This window comes from Neobacillus sp. S1115 (assembly GCF_055385565.1).
In genome coordinates this window covers 6086616-6110426 of record NZ_AP038275.1, presented here as the reverse complement: position 1 = coordinate 6110426, position 23811 = coordinate 6086616, and the positions used below count along the sequence as shown (strand labels likewise).

Genomic DNA, 23811 nt, shown 5'->3' with positions numbered 1-23811 from the left:
AACACTAATTATGAACATTTTTTTACAAAAATAAATGATGTCAAACTCTTGTAGTTTTTTTCAAAAATGGGTAGTATTATAAGAAGTGTGAAAACACTGTAAGACTAGGACAGGAAAAAGCTCCGGGGCTGAACCCGGAGCTTTTTCCGTTCATTTAGCTAATATGAAGGTATAAATTCAACTACGCCTCATGAACAGTCCTATCGGACTCGCCAATCGGCAAGTTTTCATTTAACTCCATGGAAGAATGCGTTTGTACCATGGGGTTTTTTGGTCATCGCCATTCTTATCATGCTTTTTCGAACCGCCCTTGCCGATATGCTCGGTACAATATTCGGTTGGTTCCGTGCCAGTCACGTAGTAGGTGAAGCGGCGGACTGGACAATCCCTGGTCGCCAGCTTGCCGTTCGTCGGGTCGACGTAAAGCCCGATGACACCCTCTTTTGGCGGCTTGAATGCTTTGACGGGCTTGCCGTCCAAAGCCTCCTCCATGAAATTCGCCCAAACGTTCTTCGCATACGTTTTTTCGGCAGTAACATCAAGCGGTTTGCCGATATCATAGCCTGCCCAAACGGCGGTCACCAGCTGTGGCGAGAAGCCGATCATCCAGCTGTCCGTTTCCGTCGAACCGGATTTTCCGGCATAGGGGCGGGTCAAGTCGTTGATGATAGTGCTTCCCGTAACCCTGGCATAGCCGCTTAGCTTTGGATCGAACACGCCGGTCATCATTTGCGTCATGACGAATGCTTTGGCTGGGTCCAACACCTTTTCCTCTTTATTTTCCTTTTCATAAATGACATTGCCATTAAAGTCTTCCACTCTCGTAATCAAGTTCGGGCTGACCTTTTTGCCGCCATTGGCGAACATGCTGTAGGCGTTCGCCATTTCAATCACCCGGACGCCTGAGGTGCCAAGCGCAAGTGACGGCACTTTCGACATTTTGGTCGACAGGCCGAATTTCTTCGCTGTATCAATTAACGTTTCTTCCCCTAAAAAGAGGTGGGTTTTTACGGCAAAAATATTATCAGAAACCGCAAGGGCCTGGGCAAGGGTAATCTCGCCGTCGGCATACTTATTGTTAAAATTATGCGGCGTATAATCGGCCTGGCCGTCGTCAAATTGGAATTTTGTAAACTCGCTCCGCATCGTTGACGATGGCGTGAAACCGTGCTCAAGGGCAGCGTAATACAGGAGCGGCTTGATGGTCGAGCCAGGCTGGCGGACCGCCTGAACGGCCCGGTTGAACGGACTTTTTTCATAATCCCGGCCGCCTACCATCGCCTTAACATTGCCGTTTTTCGGGTCCATTGCGACAAGGCCGATTTGAATTTCCGAAGACTTCGATACATATTTATTGACTTGCTGCTCTGCCGCCTCTTGCTGCTTCATGTTCAGTGTCGTATAGACCTTTAGGCCGCCGAGGGCGATCGTCCGGTCATCAAGATGAAGCTGATTTTTCAAGGCCTTTTTGACCGCATCTTGAAAATAAGGGGCGGTCCTGGCTTTGTGCGTCGGGTATTCTCCCACAAAAATAAGGCGCTGCCCGGCCGCAATTTGGGCTGCATCTTTCTTGATGTATCCGTTTTTCACCATGCTTTGCAAAATAATGTTTTGCCGAGCTTTCGCGTTTTCGATAGACCGGAGCGGTGAATAGATGCCCGGCCCCTTCGGAATGCCGGCGAGCAGGCTTGCTTCTGCCAGCGAGAGGTCGGCTGCTTTTTTACCATAATAATATTGGCTTGCTGCTTCGACCCCATAAGCGCCGTTGCCGTAATAAATCGTATTTAAATAGCCTTCGAGAATTTGTTGTTTAGAATAGTTCATCTCGAGGCGGATCGCATAAAAGGCTTCAGTCAGCTTTCGTGTCCAAGTTTTGTCATGCTCGAGGAAAAGGTTCCGAGCGTATTGCTGGGTGATGGTACTTGCCCCCTGAACCTTGGCGAAGGCCTTGATATCGGCGAGAACTGCCCCGGCAATCCGCTTATAATCAAACCCATGATGCTCGTAAAAATTTTTATCCTCAATCGCGATGGTCGCATTGACGAGATCGGGAGAGATATCGTTAAGCTTTGCCCAGTAGCGCTTCTGGCCGTTATTGCTTTCGCCGATCAGCGTTCCGTCGTCAGCGAAGAATAAAGTCGACTGCGGAACGGCGAGCGGCGGCGGTCCTAGTATTTTCGCATAGGCGAGGACGCCGAGGAAAAGTACAAGCATACAAATCATGCCAATCAAGCTGATGATGATTAGAGCACGCAAATATTTAACTGTTTTTCGAAAACCGTGATTCGTCATGACTTCCATGCTAACTTCACCCCCTGTTTGTTTGTAATACCGTTCTGACGGGAAATTTTGGATTTTGGAAAAAACCGATAGTAATAGTATTGAAAAAATAGACTCTTTTTAAACAATTTTTTGCAGGAATTTGAAACATTTTTGCTAGACTTTTTCATGTGTTTGTAATTCAATAGTTTGGGTAGTATAAATTTGAAGTGTTTATTAGAAAAAAGAGGAAAGGAAGATGGTTAGATGGGCGGACTTTGGTTTACGGAAAAGCAGACCGAGAACTTTGGGATTACGATGAAAGTGAATCAAACTTTACATACAGAACAAACCGAGTTTCAAATGCTGGAAATGGTAGAAACAGCCGAGTGGGGCAACATGCTCTTGCTAGACGGCATGGTCATGACTTCGGTAAAAGATGAGTTCGTTTACCATGAGATGGTCGCACATGTGCCGTTATTTACGCATCCGAATCCGGAGAATGTGCTGGTGGTCGGCGGCGGTGATGGCGGTGTCATTCGCGAGGTGTTGAAGCACCCAAGTGTGAAAAAGGCGACGCTTGTCGATATCGACGGGAAAGTAATCGAGTATTCGAAGAAGTTCCTGCCTGAGATTGCCGGCTGGCTGGACGATCCTCGTGTCGATGTCCGCGTTGATGATGGGTTTATGCACATTGCCAATAGTGAAAATGAATACGATGTCATTATGGTAGACTCGACTGAACCGGTTGGACCCGCCGTGAACCTGTTTACAAAGGGCTTCTATGCCGGGATTTCTAAGGCATTGAAAGAAGACGGAATCTTCGTGGCCCAGTCAGACAACCCGTGGTTTAAAGCGGATCTGATTCGCAATGTGCAGCGTGACGTCCGTGAAATTTTCCCGCTGACCAACCTTTATATTGCCAACATCCCAACCTATCCAAGCGGCCTGTGGGCATTTACCATCGGATCGAAAAAATACGATCCGCTCGCAGTCAGCGACGACCGCTTCCACGACATTGAAACACGATACTACACAAAAGAACTTCACAAGGCAGCCTTTGTTCTGCCGAAATTTGTGGGGGATTTGTTGAAATAAAATGATCCGGTGATGTATTGGGGGGCGTACCCCCGTTAGAAAGGGGAATAAATGATGCGTTTTGATGAAGCGTATTCGGGGAATGTGTACATTAAGAGCCACCCGAATTTTGAGGAGAGTCAGGTTGTATTATATGGAATGCCGATGGACTGGACGGTAAGCTACCGCCCGGGTTCCCGTTTCGGCCCGGCACGGATTCGCGAGGTGTCGATTGGGCTTGAGGAGTACAGCCCGTACCTCGACCGCGAGCTTGATGAAGTAAAATATTTCGATGCGGGCGATATTCCGCTTCCGTTTGGGAATGCCCAGAAGAGCCTTGATATTATTGAAGATTTCATTGACCAGGTATTGGCTGCCGAGAAGTTCCCGTTTGGCATGGGCGGGGAGCACCTAGTTTCCTGGCCGGTTATGAAGGCTGTTTTTAAAAAATATCCGGATTTGGCGATTATCCATATGGATGCCCATACCGACCTGCGTGAAAATTATGAGGGTGAGCCGTTATCGCACTCTACACCAATTCGTAAAATCGCTGAGCATATTGGGCCGCACAACGTGTATTCTTTCGGCATCCGTTCCGGGATGAAGGAAGAATTCGAGTGGGCCAAACAAAACGGCATGCATATTTCCAAGTTTGAAGTGCTTGAGCCGTTAAAGGAAATCCTGCCGAAGCTTGCAGGTCGTCCGGTTTATGTCACAATCGATATCGACGTCCTCGATCCGGCGCATGCGCCAGGAACTGGTACCGTCGATGCGGGCGGAATCACCTCAAAAGAGCTGCTTGCTTCAATTCATGCGATTGCCCGTTCCGAGGTAAATGTGGTCGGCTGCGACCTTGTTGAAGTGGCGCCAATCTACGATGTATCCGAGCAAACAGCGAACACAGCGAGCAAATTGATTCGCGAAATGCTGCTTGGCTGGGTGAAATAAGTAGTGGGGGTCATCTGGCTCCGATGAAGTAACGCGAAAAAATAAAGGGGAACTGACCCCTACAAGATGCCTGCCCTAGTTTTGGGTAGGCTTCTTTTGATTTGCAGGCTTTCCAAGTTTATAATAGGAAAAGTATGCGAAACGGCGTGTAAGTCAATGTTATAGACATGGACAGAGAAAAATGAGCTTATCAAAGTTCCTTTTTAAAAAGAAAAAGGAAGTGCAACATGGAGATTCCGGTAAAGGTTAATGTAAAGACGACGATTGATGAACAGGAGACGTTTGAACTGACGGTGTTTGGCCGCTACTTTCAAAAAGATCAGGCATCCTACCTGCAGTATGAGGAAGTGCTGGAGGAGGGGACGGTGCGCACGATTGTGAAAACATCTCAAGACGAGGCCCTGATCCTAAGAAGCGGCCCTTTGAAGATGCGCCTGCCCTTTCAACTGAATCGGAAGCTTCGCGGCAGTTATGAGCTGGCGTTTGGGACATTTGAGACAACGACAAAGGCGCGGAAGCTGGACTATTCATACGACAATGGCAACGGACAAATTAGCATCCTATATGATTTTGCCATGCAGGGGACGCCTGCCGGTACATACCATTTAGAAATAAGTTTTCAGGAGGAACAAAAATGAATATTGTGGGACAAGTGCAGCAAAAGATTAAGGAGGAAATTCGGGCGGCGGTGCTGAAGGCAGGGCTTGCGTCCGAAGAGCAGATTCCGGATGTGATTCTCGAAACCCCGAAGGAAAAGGCGCATGGCGATTATTCGACCAACATGGCGATGCAGCTGGCACGGGTGGCGAAGAAAGCGCCGCGGATGATTGCCGAGGCCCTTGTAGAGAACTTCGACCGTTCCAAGGCTTCTATTGAAAAAATGGAAATTGCCGGGCCGGGGTTTATTAATTTTTACATGAATAATTCGTATTTGACTGAGCTGATTCCGACGATTTTGCAGGCTGGGGACAAGTATGGCGAGACGACAGTTGGCGGCGGCCAGAAAATCCAAGTGGAATTCGTGTCGGCGAATCCAACGGGCGACCTTCACTTAGGACATGCACGCGGTGCGGCGGTCGGTGATTCTTTAAGCAACATTTTGGCCAAGGCTGGCTATAATGTGTCCCGCGAATACTATATCAATGATGCGGGAAATCAGATTAACAACCTGGCGCTTTCTGTTGAAGCGCGCTATTTCCAAGCGCTTGGTCTGGAAAAAGAAATGCCGGAGGACGGCTACCATGGTGCGGACATTGTGGGGATCGGCAAGCAGCTTGCGGAAGAGTTTGGCGATAAATATGTAAATGTCTCGGAAGAGGAGCGGTTTGAATTTTTCCGGGAGTATGGCTTGAAATATGAAATGAAAAAGCTTCAAAGGGACCTCGAGGACTTCCGTGTCCGCTTTGATGTGTGGTACTCGGAAACATCCCTTTATAAAAATGGAAAAATTGACACGGCGCTGGCGGCATTGCGGGAGAGCGGCTATATCTATGAGCAGGACGGGGCAACCTGGCTGCGTTCCACCGAACTTGGCGACGACAAGGACCGCGTGTTGATTAAGCAGGACGGCTCTTACACGTATTTGACGCCGGATATTGCTTATCATAAGGACAAACTAGAGCGCGGCTTTGAAAAATTGATCAATATTTGGGGAGCGGACCATCACGGTTATATACCAAGGATGAAGGCGGCGATTCAGGCGCTCGGCTATGACCGCGAAGCGCTCGAGGTTGAGATCATCCAGCTTGTTCATTTGTATAAAAACGGCGAGAAGATGAAGATGTCGAAGCGGACCGGAAAGGCTGTCACGATGCGGGATCTGGTCGATGAGGTCGGCCTCGATGCGACGCGTTATTTCTTTGCGATGCGCAGCTCGGATACGCATATGGATTTTGATTTGGATTTGGCGGTGTCGCAGTCCAATGAAAATCCGGTGTATTATGCGCAGTATGCTCACGCGCGGATTTGTTCAATTTTGCGGTCTGGCGAGGAGCAGGGATTTGCAGTTGATTCCGGCGCTGATTTTTCAATGGTGGCTTCTGAAAAGGAAATCGAATTGTTGAAAAAGTTGGGCGAGTTCCCGCATGCGGTTGGCGAAGCGGCGTTGAAGCGCGTGCCGCACCGAGTTACCAATTACATTTTTGAATTGGCTTCGACGTTCCACAGCTTTTACAATGCGGAAAAGGTGCTCGAGGCTGGTGAGCCTGAGCGGACTAAGGCACGCCTTGGATTGGTGAACGCTGTGCAGATTACGTTACGGAATGCGCTGGCGTTGATTGGGGTAAGCGCTCCGGAGAAGATGTAAGGTTTGTGAATATTCGAATTGCCTCCTTTTTTGAAAAGGGGGCCTTTTTATTGGGGCTGGCGAGTAAATGGGGGATTTTGGCGAGTAAATGCCAGAAACTGACGAGTAAGCAAAAAATGACGCACAAAATTAGATTAACGGCCCTTGATTTTTATTAAATAGTCCCTAAAAATATGAATACCCTCCAAAAAAATGCAAATAGTAATAGTGTACTTATTTGTGAGGAGTGAACCGAACGCATGAATGTAGGTAGAGCGAAGGAAATTTTGGAATCCGCGGATATGATTAATGTGACCTATGAAGGGACACCGGTCATTATCCAGCATGTGGATGAAACATCGAAAATGGCGCGGATATATTCCAGGACGGACCCTGAACACGAGCAGGACGTTCCTGTCTTAAACTTAATTGAAGAATAAAAGAGTCTCCGGGGTCGGGGACTCTTTTTACTGGAGTTATTTAATTTCAAGCGCACCTCCGCTAATCCGTTTAAAGCCGCGAATCTTGCTTAAATCCTCCACCAATTTCAAACAGGCTTGATCCTTCGCTTTTGCCTCAATCATGAAATCAACATCCTGCCCAGCCTCTTTCAGCAATTTTAAAAATGGCATGATAAACTCCGGGTCGACGAAATCCGCATGGGAGCGGAATTCTTTTTCCGACTTGGGAGAGGAGATGTGTACCTTTGGCAAGAGGCTCGGCCGCTGGGACCAGGTTTGGAAAATGCTTGATATCAGTTCCTCAAGCGGCTTGGCACAAGGATTGGCCATATGGTGATGGTAATCAAAAACGAACGGAATCGTCTCTTCTTCACATACAGCCAGCGTCTCTTCTGCGGTATACGTTTTGTCGTCATTTTCTAAGGTCATAATATTTTTTATATGAGCAGGCAAGGCTTTCAGGTTTTGATGAAAACGGGAAAGGGCCTGCTTTTTGTCACCATAAGCACCACCGATATGGATGTTAATCAAGCTGTCCGCCGCAACTCCCATGGCGTCCAGCATTTGAAAATGGTAGGTCATGTCGATCACTGCGTTTTCCGTAATTTGCGGCTTTGGCGAGGTAAACAAGGTAAATTGGTTCGGGTGAAAGCTGACCCTTAGGTTGTGCTTTTTCACAAGGTCGCCAATTTCCTGCCACTCACTGCGAAATGGGGTGACGAAGTCCCAGCGCACCTCCGGGTGGGTGGCAAGCGGAACAATCGAGCTGGAGCAGCGGTACAGCTCCAGTTCATGAGCCACATTATAATGGAGCATCCGCAGTGTGTGGTTCAGATTTTGTTTTGTAATCTCGAGGAGCTTGGCCATCCGCTCCTCAGAGCTTAGCTGCTGATATCGCGTAAAAGTAAGTGTCTTGGCCGGAGAGGCATCCCATAAACTAATCGCATGCGAAACATACCCAAAGCGAATTCTCATTATTACCACCTCCCATAGAAATAGTTCAACCCCCACTGTCAACAAAGCCGTGCCTGAAACCTTATAAAAAGTAAGAAACCACTCCAGCAACAGCTTCTTTCATCGATCTGGCCAAGTTTGGTTTGTTCAGTTGCTCGAGTGTGAGCCGGGTGGAGTCGTGGACGTCTTTGTCCAGTATGCCTTTTATTCGGTCAATAAAGTTTGGGTCGTAGATGTAGCAGTTGATTTCTTGGTTTAAAAAGAGGCTGCGTTTGTCAAAGTTGGCGGTACCGATGTCAGCGACCTTGTCATCAATGACGATGGTTTTGGCATGGTAAAAACCTTTATTATACTCATAAACCAATGCGCCTTCGCGAAGCAGCGTTCGTAAATACTTGAACGACGCCTCTTTTACGAGTGCGTGGTCAGAAACTGCCGGTACAATGATTGTCAGACAGACGCCCCGCTGCACCGCCTTCTGCAGCTCCGTAAAAATCTTCCTGCTTGGAATAAAGTAAGGTGTGCCGATGGTAATTGATTTTTCGGCCAATTGGATAAGACTGATGAACATACATTCCAGCTGATCGGCTTCTGTCGGAATAAATTGCTGACGGACGGCGCCCTTAGGCAATTTCGGGAAATATTTGGACTCACCTTGCAAGTCAACCCCCGTGCATCGCTCCCAATCAATCAGAAACTCACTTTGTAGAAAATTGACGCTTTCACTGCTGATTTTTAGATGATAATCACGCCATGGGCCAAGGCTTGGTTCTTCGTCAATATATTCCTTCCCGATATTAAACCCGCCAAGATAGCCAATTCGCCCATCTATAATCGAAATCTTACGGTGGTTCCGGACCTGCATCGAGTAAAAAAGATAGGGGAGCTTCACCGGATTGCTGAAGGCAAACTCGACCCCCGCCGCGCGTAGCTCTTTTATCTCAGCTCCTTTTACTTTCCAGCTGCCAAGCCGGTCCAGCAGCAAGCGAACCTCAACTCCGGTCCGTGCTTTTTCTTTTAAAATTGAAAGAAATTCCTGACTAAAGGCATCATCCTTTACAATATAAAACAACACATGGATATGTCTTTCTGCCTCGCGAAGCACGGAGAAGTAGTCGTGAAACAGTTCCTTGCCATGAGGAAAAATGTCAAAATCACCATGCAGGATGGGAGTTTCCATTTTTCTTACAGAAGAATGATGCTTATGTCGCCCTAGACAAAAGTCCAGAATAAGCCATATAATGAAAAGTAAGACAATTCCGAAAAAAATGACGAAAAAATTCATTGGAAAACCTTCCTCCAATCAGTTTCGTTAGTTTTTCCAACAACAAACATTTCTATAAGTTAGTAAAAATGGATTGACTGAATGCTCATTCATATTATAATAGAGTTAAGGTAAGTTCAGAAAATTTGTTATTTTTAACAACAAGTAAAAAACTTAGGGGAGAAATCAACGAAAGGGGCTTTTTACATGAATGGACTTTTATGGGTCAACCTTATTGCCTTCTTGGCCGTAACCGCTTACGCGCTCAGCCTGTTCGTCTATGTTGTCAAAACACGGATCGAATATATGAAGCTTGGCAAAAAGGAAGAGTTTGACAACAATGTCAAAGAACGTATGCGAAAAATCTGGGTTATGGTATTCGGGCAGAAGAAGCTTTTAAAGGATAAGAAGAGTGGTGCCATCCACGTTATGTTCTTCTACGGCTTCCTCCTCGTCCAATTTGGGGCGATTGATTTTATTTGGAAAGGGATTGCACCAGGCTCACATCTTCCGCTTGGTCCGCTTTATCCCGCATTTACATTCTTCCAGGAGATCGTCACTTTAGTCATTTTAGTGGCAACTTTCTGGGCATTTCATCGCCGTTATGTTGAGAAACTTGTCCGCTTAAAGCGAGGCTTTAAATCAGGTCTTGTCTTAATTTTTATCGGCGGCTTAATGATTTGGGTGCTTTTAGGAAATGGAATGGACCTGATCTGGCATGGAGAAGAACCTTCTTGGTCAGAACCAGTTGCATCGCTCATTTCAATCATCTTCGCCGGTATCGGCAAAACAGCAGCAGTATCCATCCTTTATGTGGCATGGTGGCTGCACTTGATTTTCTTATTGGGATTCTTAGTATATGTGCCGCAAGGAAAACACGCTCACTTAATTGCCGGTCCTGCAAACGTTTACCTGAATCGTTTGGATAAAGCAGGCAAACTGAGAAAGATTGACTTTGAAGACGAATCCGCAGAATCATTTGGCGTTGGAAAAATTGAAGACTTCACACAACTGCAAATGGTTGACTTCTATGCCTGCGTAGAATGCGGCCGCTGTACAAATATGTGTCCGGCAACCGGCACAGGCAAAATGCTGTCACCGATGGATTTAATCGTGAAAATGCGTGATCACCTCACCAACTATGGTGCGGCTGTGACGCAAAAGCAGCCATGGGTGCCGACATTTGCATTCGCTGGCACCAAAGGTAACCAGATTGCACTTGCCGCAGCAGGCCAAGGCGCTTCTGAAACTGCAGCAACTTCCGTCTATAGCCCAAGCCTGATCGGCGATGTCATCACCGAAGAAGAAATCTGGGCTTGTACAACCTGCCGTAACTGTGAAGACCAATGTCCGGTTATGAACGAGCACGTTGAAAAAATTATTGATCTTCGCCGTTACCTAGTTTTAACAGAAGGAAAATTGGACGCTGATGCACAGCGCGCGATCACGAACATCGAGCGTCAGGGCAACCCTTGGGGCTTGAACAGAAAAGAGCGCGAAACATGGCGCGAAGCCCGTGAAGATGTTGAAGTTAAAACTGTAAAAGAAATGAACAAAGCTGGCGAAGAGTTCGAGTACCTGTTCTGGGTTGGCTCAATGGGCTCTTACGACAACCGCAGCCAGAAGATTGCGCTGTCGTTCGCGAAGCTGTTAAATGAAGCTGGCGTCAAGTTCGCTATCTTAGGAAACAAAGAAAAGAACTCTGGCGACACGGTCCGCCGTTTAGGTAACGAGTTCTTGTTCCAAGAGCTTGCTAACAATAATATCGCTGAAATTGAAAAGGCAGAAGCGAAGAAGATCGTGACGATTGACCCGCACGCCTACAATATTTTCAAAAATGAATACCCTGATTTTGGGTTGCAGGCTGAGGTTTACCACCATACGGAGGTCCTTTTCGAACTTGTCCGCGATGGCCGTTTGAAGCCAAAGCATGCCGTAAACGAAACGATAACGTTCCACGATTCTTGTTACTTAGGACGTTACAACGACGTTTATGATCCGCCGCGTGAAATCTTGAAGGCCATCCCAGGCGTGAAGCTGGTGGAAATGGAACGGAACCGTGACAAAGGAATGTGCTGCGGCGCCGGCGGCGGCTTGATGTGGATGGAGGAAGAAACAGGACACCGCATCAACGTGGCACGTACAGAGCAGGCATTATCGGTGAACCCATCTGTCATCAGCTCCGGCTGTCCATACTGCTTGACAATGCTGTCAGACGGTACGAAGGCGAAAGAGGTTGAAGACAAGGTTGCTACCTACGACGTGGCTGAGCTTCTTGAAAAAGCTGTCTGCGGCGAGCCTGCGGCAGTTGCATCGTAAGACTGAAAATTGAATTTTAAAATAGCAGAGGTTGATTGCATACACGCGAAAAAATTTTAGGAATTTTGTGTAAAACAATTCAACTTCTGCTATTTTTTTTGTAAAATAGAATAAGTGGATTAAAACGCTTACATTTCCTTTTTTAATTAAATGCGTGGGCAGGGTGATCCCCTGGACCTGCGTTAGTTTTTGCAGCCGTGTTGAGCGAGCGTTCAGTCGATGATGAAATCAGCACGCTCCCATTTTTTTATGTACCTGTGACTGAAAATTGGGAAAAGGCATAATTGTTTTTTGAAATAAAAACAGGGGAAAGGGATGTTTTGAATGAGCAGAACGGTTATCTTAAGCGGGGTTAGAACGCCTTTTGGCAAATTGGGCGGAGCATTGAGCGGCTTTAGCGCTTCTCAGTTAGGCGGTATAGCCATTAAAGAAGCGTTACAACGTGCTAATGTGAATCCGGAAGACGTGCAAGAAGTGATATTTGGATCAGTCCTGCAGGGTGGACAAGGGCAAATCCCATCCCGCCAAGCTGCGCGGGGCGCTGGGTTGCCATGGGAAGTGAAAACAGAAACGATTAACAAGGTCTGTGCATCAGGCTTACGCAGCGTCACGCTTGCTGACCAAATCATCCGCGCCGGCGATGAAGAAGTGATTGTTGCAGGCGGTATGGAATCAATGTCAAATGCACCGTACATTTTGCCAAAAGCAAGGTGGGGCCTAAGAATGGGCGACGCGGCAGTTCAGGATTTGATGATTCACGATGGATTGAGCTGCAGCTTTACCGGAGTGCATATGGGAACGTACGGAAACTCGACTGCTGAAGAGATGTCGCTTAGTCGCGAAGCACAGGATGAGTGGGCATTAAGAAGCCACCAGCGGGCAATTGAAGCAATCGAGAGCGGCAAGTTTGCCGAAGAGATTGTGAAGGTGGAGGTGCCGCAGCGCAAAGGGGCACCGGTAGTAGTCGAGCATGATGAAGCGCCGCGGAAAGATACCTCGTTGGAAAAATTAGCGAAGCTTGGACCGGCGTTTAATGGCGAAGGTACCATCACAGCCGGAAACGCACCAGGGGTCAATGATGGAGCCGGTGCACTCGTGTTGATGAGCGAGGAACGTGCAGAGCGTGAAGGCCGGCGGGTGGAAGCGGTCATTATCGGCCAAGCTGCGATTGCGGTCGAAGCCAAGGACTTCCCGCAAACACCGGGACTTGTTATCAATGAAATTTTGCGAAAAACAGGCCGAAGCCTTGAGGAAATTGACTTGTTTGAAATTAACGAAGCGTTTGCGGCCGTAGCGCTGGCAAGCGGTCAAATCGCCGGCTTGGATCCGGAAAAAGTCAATGTCAACGGTGGTGCGGTTGCCCTTGGCCATCCAATTGGCGCAAGCGGAGCGCGCATCATCATTACTTTGTTGCATGAGTTAAAGCGCCGCGGTGGCGGGATTGGCATCGCGGCCATCTGCAGCGGCGGCGGCCAGGGCGATGCGATTATGATTGAGGTGCCGAAGAGGTAACTGGTGAGGCTGGTGGAGGCTTACTCGCGGATAGAGTGGGTTTACTCTCGGATAAGAGCGAGATACTCTCGGATAGAGTGGCCTTACTCGTGGATAAGGGAGAAATACTCTCGATAGAGTGGCCTTACTCTCGGATAAAGAAGAAATACTCTCGGATAGAGCGAACATACTCTCGCATGAGAGGGAATTACTCTCGAGTAAAAAAAATAATACAAAAAATCGCAGCCGGTTTCCGTCTTTCGGCCGCGAATCGGAGGGGAAAACATGAAGGTTGAAAAGGTAATGGTAATTGGGGCTGGACAGATGGGCTCGGGAATCGCCCAGGTATGTGCACAAGCTGGTTATAAGGTTATTTTAAACGATTTGAAATTGGAATTTGTTGAGCGAGGACTCGGAGTAATCAACAAAAACCTATCCCGCAACGTTGACAAAGGCCGCTTGACCGAGGAGCAAAAGCAAGAGGTGCTTAGCAACCTGACTCCATCAACAGACCTGCAAGATGCATCCGGCGTGGATCTTGTCATCGAAGCAGCTGTTGAAAACATGGAAATCAAAACAAAAATCTTTGCTCAGCTGGACGAAATTGCACCGGCGCATGCGATTTTAGCAAGCAATACCTCCTCGCTGCCGATTACGGAAATTGCAGCAGCAACGAAGCGCCCGGAAAAGGTCATCGGTATGCACTTCATGAATCCGGTGCCTGTCATGAGGCTGGTAGAAATCATCCGCGGCTTGGCAACGGCTGACGAAGTGTATCAGGTCATCGAGGACATGACAAAAACGTTATCCAAAGTGCCCGTAGAGGTAAACGACTTCCCTGGCTTTGTTGCCAACCGCGTGCTGATGCCGATGATTAACGAGGCAATCTATACATTGTACGAGGGCGTAGCCACGAAGGAAGCCATCGACGAAGTAATGAAGCTTGGCATGAATCACCCAATGGGACCATTAACGCTCGCTGACTTTATCGGTTTGGATACCTGCCTTTACATCATGGAAACATTGCACGAAGGCTTTGGCGATGACAAGTACCGCCCATGCCCGCTGCTGCGTAAATATGTAAAAGCAGGCTGGCTGGGTAAGAAAACTGGACGCGGATTTTATGTATACGAATAAGCTTTGAAGTCGTCGAATTTTACAAAAATAGAAAGATAGAGATAACGATATGGTCTACTCGGGAGAGAATTTTTTCAAGAATAGCAGTAGGGGTCTTAAAAATAGGAGCAGCAAGATTCAAGCAAAGAATACAGTATCCTCGAGAAAGGGGCTTTAAAAATGAGTTCGGTCACACTACTTTCTCCAAAAGGGGAGTTCAGCATGAATCTTACATTCACAGAAGAGCAAAAAATGATGCGTAAAATGGTGCGCGACTTTGCAACCAGCGAAGTTGCGCCGTTTATAGAAAAAATGGAAAAAGGAGAGTTCCCACGTGAAATTCTCCGCAAAATGGGCGGGCTTGGCCTGATGGGCATCCCGGTTCCTGAGCAATACGGCGGCGCTGAGATGGATTTCACCTCCTATATCATCGCCATCAACGAGCTGTCCAAGGTCAGCGCAACAATGGGCGTGATCTTGTCGGTGCACACCTCTGTCGGCACGAACCCTATTCTATATTTTGGCAGCGAGGAACAAAAGCAAAAGTACGTTCCAAAGCTTGCTTCAGGCGAGTATCTTGGGGCCTTCTGCTTAACTGAGCCGAGCGCTGGATCGGATGCTGCCAGCATGAAGTCGCGAGCGGTTCGCGACGGCGGCCATTATGTGATTAACGGTTCTAAGGTATTCATCACTAACGGCGGCGAGGCTGATGTTTACATTGTTTTTGCAAAAACAAATCCGGAATTGGGCGCCAAAGGGGTATCTGCTTTTATTGTTGAAAAAAATACCCCTGGACTGGTGATTGGCAAGGACGAGAAGAAAATGGGCCTGCATGGCTCGAGAACGGTGCAGCTTACGTTTGAAGATATGTGCGTTCCAGCTGAGAACCTGCTAGGCGCTGAGGGCGAGGGTTTCAAAATCGCGATGGCTAACCTCGATGCCGGCCGCATCGGAATTGCCGCCCAGGCGCTTGGAATTGCCGAGGCCGCACTGTCGGCCGCAACCGAGTATGCAAAGGGGCGCCATCAGTTTGAGAAACCGATTGCCGCCCAACAGGGGATCGGGTTTAAACTTGCCGACATGGCGACAAATGTGGAGGCTGCTAGATTACTAGTCTACCGAGCTGCAGATTTGCGTGGGCAAGGCTTGAAGTGCGGTATGGAGGCGTCGATGGCGAAGCTTTTTGCAACAAGAACAGCGGTTGAGGTGGCTACCGAGGCGATTCAAGTGTTCGGCGGCTACGGCTATACTGAGGATTACCCAGTTGAGCGCTACTTTCGCGATGCCAAGGTAACGGAGATTTATGAGGGCACGAGCGAGATTCAGAGGATTGTGATTAGCAAGCATCTTTAAGTATGGAATTGTAGATATCCTTTGGGATTTTGTAGATATATTTTAAAAATTGTAGATATCCCTTGGAATTTTGTAGATATATTTAAAAATTTGTAGATATCCAATCAATAATTGTAGATAAAACTGAGGAGGATACCCAAAATGAACTTCAAATTAACCGAAGAACATGAAATGATTCGCAAAATGGTGCGCGATTTTGCGCAAAACGAGATTGCTCCGACGGCCGCTGAGCGTGATGAGGAAGAGCGCTTTGACCGGGAGATTTTTGACAAAATGGCGGAGCTTGGTTTAACGGGAATTCCATGGCCGGAAGAGTACGGCGGCATCGGCAGTGATTATCTTGCTTACTGTATCGCGGTTGAAGAGCTTTCCCGCGTCGATTCGTCAGTCGGGGTTACCCTTTCTGCACACACATCTCTTGCCAGCTGGCCAATTTACAAGTTCGGTAATGAAGAGCAAAAGCAAAAATACCTTCGTCCACTGGCAGAAGGTACGAAAATCGGTGCATATGGCTTAACGGAGCCGGGCAGCGGCTCTGACGCAGGCGGGATGAGAACGATGGCACGTCTTGAGGGCGACCACTACGTGCTGAATGGTTCAAAAATTTTCATTACCAATGGCGGCGAGGCCGACATTTATGTCGTATTTGCACTAACCGATCCATCCAACAAGCAGCGCGGCACAACAGCATTTATCGTTGAAAAGGATTTCGCAGGATTCTCTGTTGGGAAAAAAGAAAAGAAACTGGGTATTCGTTCATCACCGACAACAGAAATTATTTTTGAAGATTGCAAGGTTCCGGTTGAAAATAGACTTGGCGAAGAGGGCGAAGGTTTTAAAGTGGCGATGATGACACTGGATGGCGGCCGTAACGGCATCGCGGCGCAGGCGGTCGGAATTGCTCAAGGCGCTCTTGATGCAGCAGTTGACTATGCGAAGGAACGCGTTCAGTTCGGCAAGCCAATCGCCGCCAACCAAGGCATCAGCTTCAAGCTTGCCGATATGGCGACAAACATTGAAGCAGCAAGACTATTAACCTATCAGGCAGCATGGCTTGAGTCCAACGGTCTTCCGTATGGTAAAGAGTCCGCTATGTCCAAACTGTTTGCAGGCGATACCGCGATGAAGGTAACAACAGAAGCAGTCCAGGTGTTTGGCGGTTATGGCTATACGAAGGATTATCCGGTCGAACGCTTCATGCGCGATGCGAAAATCACGCAAATTTACGAGGGCACTCAGGAAATTCAGCGCCTTGTTATTTCTAGAATGATTACGAAGTAAAACGAAAAGCGGAAGCGCCTTGACCAGGGGCACGAGGCTAGACGAGCCGGCGAGAAGGCTGCTTTTTAGCCTTCTTGACGGATTGGCTTATGACCCGAGCCCCTAGGCGCTGTAGCTAGACAAGGGGCGGTTCGAGCGTATGAATAAACGGGAGGTTCAGGCCTCGGTCAAAGACGAACGCCTTGTGCAAAAAAGGCGTGATCAAATGATCAAAGGGGCCGTTGCACTTTTTAAAGAAAAGGGGTTTCATCGGACAACGACCCGGGAAATTGCCAGAGCGGCGGGCTTTAGTATCGGGACGTTGTACGAATACATTCGGACAAAGGAAGATATTTTATATCTGGTGTGCGACAGCATCTATGATCATGTGAAGGAGCAGCTCGAGGAGAACCTTGATCACAAGCAAGGGACATTAGAGAGCTTAAAAGTGGGAATTGCAAACTTTTTCTATGTTATGGATGAATTGCAGGACGAAATCCTCGTCATGTATCAGGAAGTAAAATCCTTATCCAAGGATGCCCTTCCGTATGTGTTAAAAAAGGAATTAGAGATGGTCGCCATGTTTGAAAATATGCTCCATAAATGTGTGGAGAACGGCGAACTTGAGCTGTCGGAAAAACAAATCAAAATCATCGCCCACGATATTTTTGTCCAAGGGCAAATGTGGGGCTTCCGCCGCTGGGCGCTCCGGAAGCTGTTTACTTTGGACGAATACATTGAACTGCAGACGGAGTTTATTTTTAAAGGGCTTGGGGTAAAAAGAGACGGTTAAAAGAAGTCATTTAAGAATTTAAAAAAACAAGGGGGCCAAATTGAGATGAGTACAACCGGAAAATATCAGCCGAAGCATCATATTCGCTTTGTGACCGCGTCGAGTTTGTTTGACGGCCATGATGCTTCCATCAATATCATGCGGCGCATCCTTCAATCAAGCGGGGCCGAGGTCATTCACCTTGGCCACAACCGCTCGGTCGAGGAGGTTGTCAACGCCGCCATTCAGGAAGATGCCCAGGGCATTGCGATTTCCTCTTATCAAGGGGGGCATGTTGAATACTTTAAATACATGTACGACCTATTAAAAGAAAAAGGCGCATCGCATATCCGAATTTATGGCGGGGGCGGGGGCGTCATCATCCCAAGAGAAATCAATGAACTCCAAGAGTACGGCATTGCCGGGATCTTCTCGCCGGAAGACGGCCGAAAGCTCGGATTGCAGGGCATGATCGACCTGATGATTCAAGAGTGTGATTTTTCAACGGTTGCTTCAGAAAATATCCCAGAGCAAATCGAAAAGCTGCCGACGGGTGACACGAATGCCGTTGCCAAGCTGATTACAATTGCTGAAAATCATGTTGACCAAAAAAATGAGGCGGCTGCCACGGCTGAGCAGGTTCTTGAAAAAGTGAAGGAGCTTGAGAAGTCGATTCCGGTTATCGGGATCACCGGTACGGGCGGGGCCGGAAAAAGCTCGCTGACCGACGAATTGATTCGCCGTTTTGTCAACGAGTTTCCAGCCAAAAAGGTTGCGATCCTTTCAGTTGACCCAACCAAGCAAAAAACGGGCGGTGCGTTGCTTGGCGACCGAATCCGTATGAATGCGATTTTTTCACCAAACGTCTATATGCGCAGCTTGGCAACCCGTGCATCAAGGAGCGAATTGTCGCTGGCCATTAAAGACGCCGTAGCGGTCACGAAGGCAGCCGGCTTTGACTTGGTCATCGTCGAAACAAGCGGAATCGGCCAGGGCGACGCCGGCATCACGGAAATTTGCGATGTCGCGATGTACGTCATGACCAGTGAGTTCGGGGCGCCATCCCAGCTTGAAAAAATCGACATGATCGACTTTGCCGACCTGATTGTCATCAATAAATTTGAGCGTAAGGGCTCCGAGGACGCAAAGCGCCAGGTGCAGAAGCAGTACCAGCGCAGCCATATGCTTTTTGAAAAGGACCCATCCGAAATGCCGGTGTACGGCACAATCGCCAGCCAGTTCAATGACCCGGGCACGAATGCCTTATTTGCGGCTCTCGTTGAAAAAATCAATGAAAAAGCTGCGACCGATTGGGTGACATCATACAGCAAAGAGGCGAAGGTAGAAAAGCAAAACATCATCATCCCGACGGACCGCCGTTATTACCTACGGGAAATTTCCGAAACCGTTCGCGGCTATCATAAAAAAGCCGAGCAGCAGGCGAATATTTCCCGGAAATTATTCCAGCTGGAAGGCGCTATTGAAGCGGTGAAGGACCAGCCGGAAGTCGTTGCGGCCCTTGAAGCGGTTAAACAGCAAACCGAAGCGCAGCTGACACCGGAGTCAAAGCATATTCTTGACGGCTGGGAAAAAACAAAAGAAGCGTACACAGCTGATAAGTTCGTCACGAGAATCCGCGACAAGGAAATCATTACAATTTTAAAAACAAAGAGCTTATCAGGGCTTGATATTCCAAAAGTGGCTCTGCCGAAATACAAGGATTACGGCGAAATCCTGCGCTGGGTGTACCGCGAGAACCTGCCAGGCTCGTTCCCGTACACAGCAGGCGTATTCCCGTTCAAGCGTGAAGGGGAGGATCCAAAACGCCAGTTTGCCGGCGAAGGAACACCGGAACGGACGAACCGCCGTTTCCACTATTTATCGAAGGACGATTCGGCAAAACGCTTAAGTACGGCGTTTGACTCAGTAACCCTATACGGCGAAGACCCCGATTACCGTCCCGACATTTACGGTAAAGTCGGCGAAAGCGGCGTCAGCGTTTGTACGTTAGACGATATGAAAAAGCTGTACGATGGCTTCGACCTCTGTCATCCGTCAACATCCGTATCGATGACGATCAATGGTCCGGCACCAATCATCCTGGCGATGTTCATGAACACGGCAATTGACCAGCAGGTGAAACGTAAAGAAGCTGAACTAGGCCGCGTTCTGACCGTCGAAGAATTTGCTGAAGTCCGCGCCTACACGCTGAAAACCGTCCGCGGTACGGTCCAGGCTGATATTTTAAAAGAAGACCAAGGCCAAAATACATGTATTTTCTCAACAGAATTTGCTTTAAGGATGATGGGCGATATCCAGCAATATTTCATCGACCATCAGGTGCGTAACTATTATTCCGTATCGATTTCCGGCTATCATATTGCCGAAGCGGGCGCGAACCCAATTTCGCAGCTGGCATTCACTTTGTCTAACGGCTTTACCTACGTTGAGTACTATTTAAGCCGCGGCATGAACATTGATGACTTTGCGCCAAACCTGTCGTTCTTCTTCTCGAATGGTTTGGATCCGGAGTATACCGTGATTGGCCGGGTGGCGCGCCGCATTTGGGCGACCGTCATGCGTGACAAGTATGGTGCCAATGAGCGCAGCCAAAAGCTGAAGTATCATGTGCAGACATCGGGACGTTCGCTGCACGCGCAGGAAATCGATTTTAATGATATCCGCACCACGCTTCAAGCATTGATGGCGCTGCAAGATAACTGTAACTCGCTGCATACGAATGCATACGATGAGGCGATTACGACACCGACCGAGGAATCGGTCCGTCGGGCAATGGCGATTCAGATGATTATCACTAAGGAGCACGGCTTGACGAAGAATGAAAATCCGCTTCAGGGCTCGTTTATCGTAGAAGAGCTGACTGATTTAGTTGAAGAAGCTGTGCTTCAAGAATTCGAACGGCTGAATGACCGCGGCGGCGTCCTGGGCGCAATGGAAACCCAGTATCAGCGCGGCAAGATTCAGGATGAGTCGATGCACTATGAAATGTTAAAACATACGGGCGAACTGCCGATTATCGGGGTAAATACGTATTTGAATCCAAATCCTCCATCCGAGGAAGCGATTGATAATATGGAATTGGCTCGGGCGACGACAGAGGAGAAAGAGCTGCAGATTCACAATTTGCGTGCCTTCCAGGATGCGCACGCAGCAGAATCCGCTGCAGCGCTGAAGCGGTTGAAGGAAGCGGCCACAAGCGGCGGCAACGTCTTTGCCGAACTTATGGAAACCGTCAAAGTCGCCAGTCTCGGCCAAATCACACGCGCGCTATACGAAGTAGGCGGACAGTATCGCCGTAATATGTAATGAATGGAGACTTAATCAAAAGGGGGGCACTCCCCCTTTTTTGTTCTGTAAAAAATATTTTCCAATATTATGATATATCCTATATAATCAATATAGTATTTTACCTCCAGAGGTTATGGGCAGGTGTCAGCTTATGAGAGTCAATCACATAATCATGGTTTTAATAATTACAGCCTGGCCATTATATTATCTTTATGAACGCCAACTAGGTGCTGTTTCGTTCCTGTTGCTGGCCATCTTCTTTTTGTACATATCTCTTAAAGAGATAAAAATAGTAAGAGAACAGATTAAAAAGGATGAAGAGAAGCCAAAAAAGGAAAAAATCAAGTAAAACAAACAGCTAGAACTAGCATAAACCTCTGGAATTTGTTTATAATGAGGAATATGCGTTTTTAAGGAAAAACTTTGAAATAGCCGTTATTCACTCTACTAAGAGTGTTAAATAGAGAAAGGAAGTGCCGATATTGAGTTTAGCAATGTACTCAAAAGAGGAGCTGCAAGAGTTATCGCTCATCGAAATGGCTTATGAATTTATGAAAAATAGTAAGCAGCCAGTCGCCTTCGCAGATTTAGTGAAGGAAATTACCAAGGCTGCGGGTATTTCTGAATCAGAAATGCGTGCTCGTCTGGCACAGTTTTACACCGATTTAAATATCGATGGCCGATTCTTGACTTTAGGTGAAAACCGCTGGGGACTTCGCGTTTGGTATCCGGTTGATACCCAGGAGGAAGAAGTTGTCGCAGTCGTCAAATCGAAGAAGAAGAAGAAGAAGGTTGTCGAAGACGAGGATATCGATGAAATCGACGAATTTGAAGAAATCGATGACGAAGACTACGACGATGTCGACGACTTTGAAGAGGAAGATGATCTCCTTGACGATGAAGAGGAGAACCTTGACGAGATTGATGAAATCGACGACGAATTCGAAGATGAAGATGACGTTCTTGAGGATGACGAAGAACTTGAATTCGAAGATGATGAAGAACTTGAAGATGACCTAGAAGAGGAAGAAGAACTTGAACTAGAAGATGAGGAAGAGGACGAGGATCTCTAATCTTAAACATCTCATCTCGGGATGAATAGGCTTGACTTTTTCATCAGCCCCTTGTATCATCTTGTTTGGGCTCCTTAAAAAGGACCATTCGAACGAATGTATACGCGCTCCCTTACAATGCGTAAGAGGAGCGCTTTTTATTTTGATAAAAACCCAGCTTTTATGGGGTTTTTTATTTTTTGGAGCAGCAGAAAAATAATTTTTGCAAAAATACCCTTTAACATTCTGAATAATGCACAAACTGTATCTGAGGGGGAATATTTACATGACAAAGTATATTTTTGTAACTGGCGGTGTTGTTTCATCGCTTGGAAAAGGGATTACCGCCGCATCTTTAGGACGCTTATTGAAAAATCGCGGCTTAAGCGTGACCACTCAAAAATTAGACCCGTACATCAACGTTGACCCGGGAACAATGAGCCCGTATCAACACGGCGAAGTGTTCGTAACCGATGATGGTGCGGAAACCGATTTGGATTTGGGCCACTATGAGCGTTTTATTGATATTAACGTAAACAAGTACAGCAACGTGACAACTGGAAAAATTTATTCCACTGTCCTTCGCAAAGAGCGCCGCGGTGACTATCTTGGCGCAACCGTGCAAGTTATTCCGCACATTACTAACGAAATCAAGGACCGTGTCTTCCGTGCCGGCAAAGAAACAAATGCCGATGTGGTAATTACGGAAATCGGCGGTACTGTCGGTGACATCGAGTCCCTGCCGTTTTTAGAAGCAATCCGTCAAATTAAAAGCGATATTGGCAGTGAAAACGTCATGTATATTCACTGTTCACTTGTTCCTTATATTAAAGCGGCTGGTGAAATGAAGACAAAGCCAACCCAGCACAGCGTAAAAGAGCTGCGCAGCCTTGGCATTCAGCCAAATATTATTGTTGTTCGTACTGAAATGGAAATTTCGCAGGATATGAAAGATAAACTAGCGTTATTCTGTGATATTGATGCAAAAGCAGTCATCGAGTGCCGTGATGCCGATACGCTATACTCCATTCCGCTTGCTTTGCAGGAACAGAACATGGACCAAATCGTCTGCGACCATTTGAAGCTGCAAACTGGGGAAGCGGATATGACCGAGTGGAAAGCGCTGGTTGACCGTGTGTTGAATCTTGCCAATAAGACTCGTATCGGGTTAGTCGGTAAATACGTGGAACTTCAGGATGCCTATATTTCCGTAGTTGAAGCGTTGAAGCATGCTGGTTACGCGTTTGATTCCGATGTAGAAATTAAGTGGATTAATGCTGAAGAAGTGACTAGCGAAAATGTGGCGGAACTTCTTGATGAGGTAGATGGAGTGCTGATTCCAGGCGGCTTCGGTGACCGCGGTGTTGAAGGGAAAATTGAAGCGATCCGCTATGCGCGAGAGTCCAAAAAGCCATTGCTTGGCATCTGCTTAGGCATGCAGCTGGCGACCATTGAATTTGCCCGCAACGTGCTTGGCTATAAAGATGCTCATTCTTCTGAGTTCGTACCGGAAACTCAGCATCCGATCATTGACCTGCTTCCAGAGCAGAAGGATGTCGAGGATCTAGGCGGAACGTTACGTCTTGGTCTGTACCCTTGCCGTGTTGTTGAGGGAACAAAAGCCCATGAAGCGTACGAAAATAATGTCGTTTACGAGCGCCATCGTCATCGTTATGAGTTCAACAATCATTATCGTCAAGAAATGGAAGAGGCAGGCTTTGTCTTCTCAGGGACAAGCCCAGACGGCCGTTTAGTGGAAATCATTGAGTTGAAGGATCACCCATGGTTTGTGGCATCCCAGTTCCATCCGGAATTCATCTCTAGACCAAACCGCCCGCAGCCTTTGTTCCGTGACTTTATTAAGGCTACTTTACAGAAATAATTTTTTGAAA

The 23811-nt window shown here is 47.5% G+C and carries 18 protein-coding genes; 15 read left to right on the top strand and 3 right to left on the bottom strand.

Annotated elements, in window-relative coordinates; all coding sequences use genetic code 11:
* Nucleotides 1-231: 231 nt before the first annotated feature.
* A complete protein-coding gene (locus tag ACZ5B7_RS29635; RefSeq protein WP_464492105.1) occupies nucleotides 232-2301 on the bottom strand; it encodes a transglycosylase domain-containing protein in 2070 nt (689 codons plus the stop codon).
* A gap of 225 nt (nucleotides 2302-2526) precedes the next feature.
* Here ACZ5B7_RS29635 and speE point away from each other — a divergent pair, with 225 nt between their 5' ends.
* The 5 genes from speE to ACZ5B7_RS29610 all read left to right on the top strand — a co-directional run bounded on the left by speE (nucleotide 2527) and on the right by ACZ5B7_RS29610 (nucleotide 7008).
* Entirely contained in the window at nucleotides 2527-3357 is an 831-nt protein-coding gene (speE, locus tag ACZ5B7_RS29630; RefSeq protein WP_464492104.1) for a spermidine synthase, read from the top strand.
* A gap of 54 nt (nucleotides 3358-3411) precedes the next feature.
* Complete coding sequence (speB, locus tag ACZ5B7_RS29625) at nucleotides 3412-4284, top strand: agmatinase (protein ID WP_213148108.1); 873 nt, start codon at nucleotides 3412-3414, stop codon at nucleotides 4282-4284.
* 227 nt (nucleotides 4285-4511) lie between these two features.
* Nucleotides 4512-4922 (top strand): YwiB family protein, encoded by a 411-nt coding sequence (locus tag ACZ5B7_RS29620; protein WP_464492103.1) that lies wholly within the window; start codon nucleotides 4512-4514, stop codon nucleotides 4920-4922.
* A complete protein-coding gene (argS, locus tag ACZ5B7_RS29615; RefSeq protein WP_464492102.1) occupies nucleotides 4919-6589 on the top strand; it encodes an arginine--tRNA ligase in 1671 nt (556 codons plus the stop codon). Before ACZ5B7_RS29620 ends, argS begins: the two co-directional genes overlap by 4 nt.
* Before the next feature lie 239 nt (nucleotides 6590-6828).
* Nucleotides 6829-7008: an H-type small acid-soluble spore protein gene (locus ACZ5B7_RS29610; RefSeq protein ID WP_464492101.1), complete on the top strand. Its 180-nt coding sequence runs from the start codon at nucleotides 6829-6831 to the stop codon at nucleotides 7006-7008.
* A gap of 36 nt (nucleotides 7009-7044) precedes the next feature.
* Here the strand turns inward: ACZ5B7_RS29610 and uvsE are convergent, their stop codons facing one another.
* Together uvsE and cls are read right to left on the bottom strand one after the other, a co-directional pair.
* Nucleotides 7045-8004 (bottom strand): UV DNA damage repair endonuclease UvsE, encoded by a 960-nt coding sequence (uvsE, locus tag ACZ5B7_RS29605; protein ID WP_464492100.1) that lies wholly within the window; start codon nucleotides 8002-8004, stop codon nucleotides 7045-7047.
* A gap of 61 nt (nucleotides 8005-8065) precedes the next feature.
* The gene (gene cls / locus ACZ5B7_RS29600; protein WP_464492099.1) at nucleotides 8066-9268 is read right to left on the bottom strand and encodes a cardiolipin synthase; all 1203 of its coding nucleotides are present in this window, start codon (nucleotides 9266-9268) and stop codon (nucleotides 8066-8068) included.
* A gap of 186 nt (nucleotides 9269-9454) precedes the next feature.
* Between cls and ACZ5B7_RS29595 the strand changes: the two genes are divergently transcribed.
* The 10 genes from ACZ5B7_RS29595 to ACZ5B7_RS29550 all read left to right on the top strand — a co-directional run bounded on the left by ACZ5B7_RS29595 (nucleotide 9455) and on the right by ACZ5B7_RS29550 (nucleotide 23801).
* A complete protein-coding gene (locus tag ACZ5B7_RS29595) occupies nucleotides 9455-11566 on the top strand; it encodes a (Fe-S)-binding protein (protein ID WP_464492098.1) in 2112 nt (703 codons plus the stop codon).
* A gap of 324 nt (nucleotides 11567-11890) precedes the next feature.
* Complete coding sequence (locus ACZ5B7_RS29590) at nucleotides 11891-13078, top strand: acetyl-CoA C-acetyltransferase (protein WP_464492097.1); 1188 nt, start codon at nucleotides 11891-11893, stop codon at nucleotides 13076-13078.
* A gap of 264 nt (nucleotides 13079-13342) precedes the next feature.
* Complete coding sequence (locus ACZ5B7_RS29585) at nucleotides 13343-14194, top strand: 3-hydroxybutyryl-CoA dehydrogenase (RefSeq protein WP_464492096.1); 852 nt, start codon at nucleotides 13343-13345, stop codon at nucleotides 14192-14194.
* 201 nt (nucleotides 14195-14395) lie between these two features.
* Nucleotides 14396-15526, top strand: a complete 1131-nt coding sequence (locus ACZ5B7_RS29580; RefSeq protein WP_464492095.1) for an acyl-CoA dehydrogenase — start codon at nucleotides 14396-14398, stop codon at nucleotides 15524-15526.
* Nucleotides 15527-15667: 141 nt separating this feature from the next.
* On the top strand, nucleotides 15668-16807 hold the full coding sequence (locus tag ACZ5B7_RS29575; protein ID WP_464492094.1) for an acyl-CoA dehydrogenase: 1140 nt from the start codon (nucleotides 15668-15670) through the stop codon (nucleotides 16805-16807).
* 139 nt (nucleotides 16808-16946) lie between these two features.
* Nucleotides 16947-17579: a TetR/AcrR family transcriptional regulator gene (locus ACZ5B7_RS29570; protein ID WP_464492093.1), complete on the top strand. Its 633-nt coding sequence runs from the start codon at nucleotides 16947-16949 to the stop codon at nucleotides 17577-17579.
* Nucleotides 17580-17624: 45 nt separating this feature from the next.
* Nucleotides 17625-20885 (top strand): fused isobutyryl-CoA mutase/GTPase IcmF, encoded by a 3261-nt coding sequence (gene icmF / locus ACZ5B7_RS29565; protein WP_464492092.1) that lies wholly within the window; start codon nucleotides 17625-17627, stop codon nucleotides 20883-20885.
* Nucleotides 20886-21018: 133 nt separating this feature from the next.
* On the top strand, nucleotides 21019-21216 hold the full coding sequence (locus tag ACZ5B7_RS29560; RefSeq protein WP_464492091.1) for a hypothetical protein: 198 nt from the start codon (nucleotides 21019-21021) through the stop codon (nucleotides 21214-21216).
* A gap of 133 nt (nucleotides 21217-21349) precedes the next feature.
* Nucleotides 21350-21940: a DNA-directed RNA polymerase subunit delta gene (rpoE, locus tag ACZ5B7_RS29555; protein WP_464492090.1), complete on the top strand. Its 591-nt coding sequence runs from the start codon at nucleotides 21350-21352 to the stop codon at nucleotides 21938-21940.
* 265 nt (nucleotides 21941-22205) lie between these two features.
* Entirely contained in the window at nucleotides 22206-23801 is a 1596-nt protein-coding gene (locus ACZ5B7_RS29550) for a CTP synthase (protein ID WP_423800128.1), read from the top strand.
* Nucleotides 23802-23811 lie beyond the last annotated feature (10 nt).

Coding starts and splice junctions, on each gene's coding strand:
- speB (WP_213148108.1), top strand. CDS start 3,412: ATGCGTTTTGATGAAGCGTATTCGGGGAATGTGTACATTAAGAGCCAC.
- ACZ5B7_RS29580 (WP_464492095.1), top strand. CDS start 14,396: ATGAATCTTACATTCACAGAAGAGCAAAAAATGATGCGTAAAATGGTG.
- ACZ5B7_RS29635 (WP_464492105.1), bottom strand. CDS start 2,301: ATGGAAGTCATGACGAATCACGGTTTTCGAAAAACAGTTAAATATTTG.
- cls (WP_464492099.1), bottom strand. CDS start 9,268: ATGAATTTTTTCGTCATTTTTTTCGGAATTGTCTTACTTTTCATTATA.
- ACZ5B7_RS29610 (WP_464492101.1), top strand. CDS start 6,829: ATGAATGTAGGTAGAGCGAAGGAAATTTTGGAATCCGCGGATATGATT.
- uvsE (WP_464492100.1), bottom strand. CDS start 8,004: ATGAGAATTCGCTTTGGGTATGTTTCGCATGCGATTAGTTTATGGGAT.
- argS (WP_464492102.1), top strand. CDS start 4,919: ATGAATATTGTGGGACAAGTGCAGCAAAAGATTAAGGAGGAAATTCGG.
- ACZ5B7_RS29585 (WP_464492096.1), top strand. CDS start 13,343: ATGAAGGTTGAAAAGGTAATGGTAATTGGGGCTGGACAGATGGGCTCG.
- ACZ5B7_RS29590 (WP_464492097.1), top strand. CDS start 11,891: ATGAGCAGAACGGTTATCTTAAGCGGGGTTAGAACGCCTTTTGGCAAA.
- icmF (WP_464492092.1), top strand. CDS start 17,625: ATGAGTACAACCGGAAAATATCAGCCGAAGCATCATATTCGCTTTGTG.
- speE (WP_464492104.1), top strand. CDS start 2,527: ATGGGCGGACTTTGGTTTACGGAAAAGCAGACCGAGAACTTTGGGATT.
- ACZ5B7_RS29560 (WP_464492091.1), top strand. CDS start 21,019: ATGAGAGTCAATCACATAATCATGGTTTTAATAATTACAGCCTGGCCA.
- ACZ5B7_RS29620 (WP_464492103.1), top strand. CDS start 4,512: ATGGAGATTCCGGTAAAGGTTAATGTAAAGACGACGATTGATGAACAG.
- ACZ5B7_RS29595 (WP_464492098.1), top strand. CDS start 9,455: ATGAATGGACTTTTATGGGTCAACCTTATTGCCTTCTTGGCCGTAACC.
- ACZ5B7_RS29575 (WP_464492094.1), top strand. CDS start 15,668: ATGAACTTCAAATTAACCGAAGAACATGAAATGATTCGCAAAATGGTG.
- ACZ5B7_RS29570 (WP_464492093.1), top strand. CDS start 16,947: ATGAATAAACGGGAGGTTCAGGCCTCGGTCAAAGACGAACGCCTTGTG.
- ACZ5B7_RS29550 (WP_423800128.1), top strand. CDS start 22,206: ATGACAAAGTATATTTTTGTAACTGGCGGTGTTGTTTCATCGCTTGGA.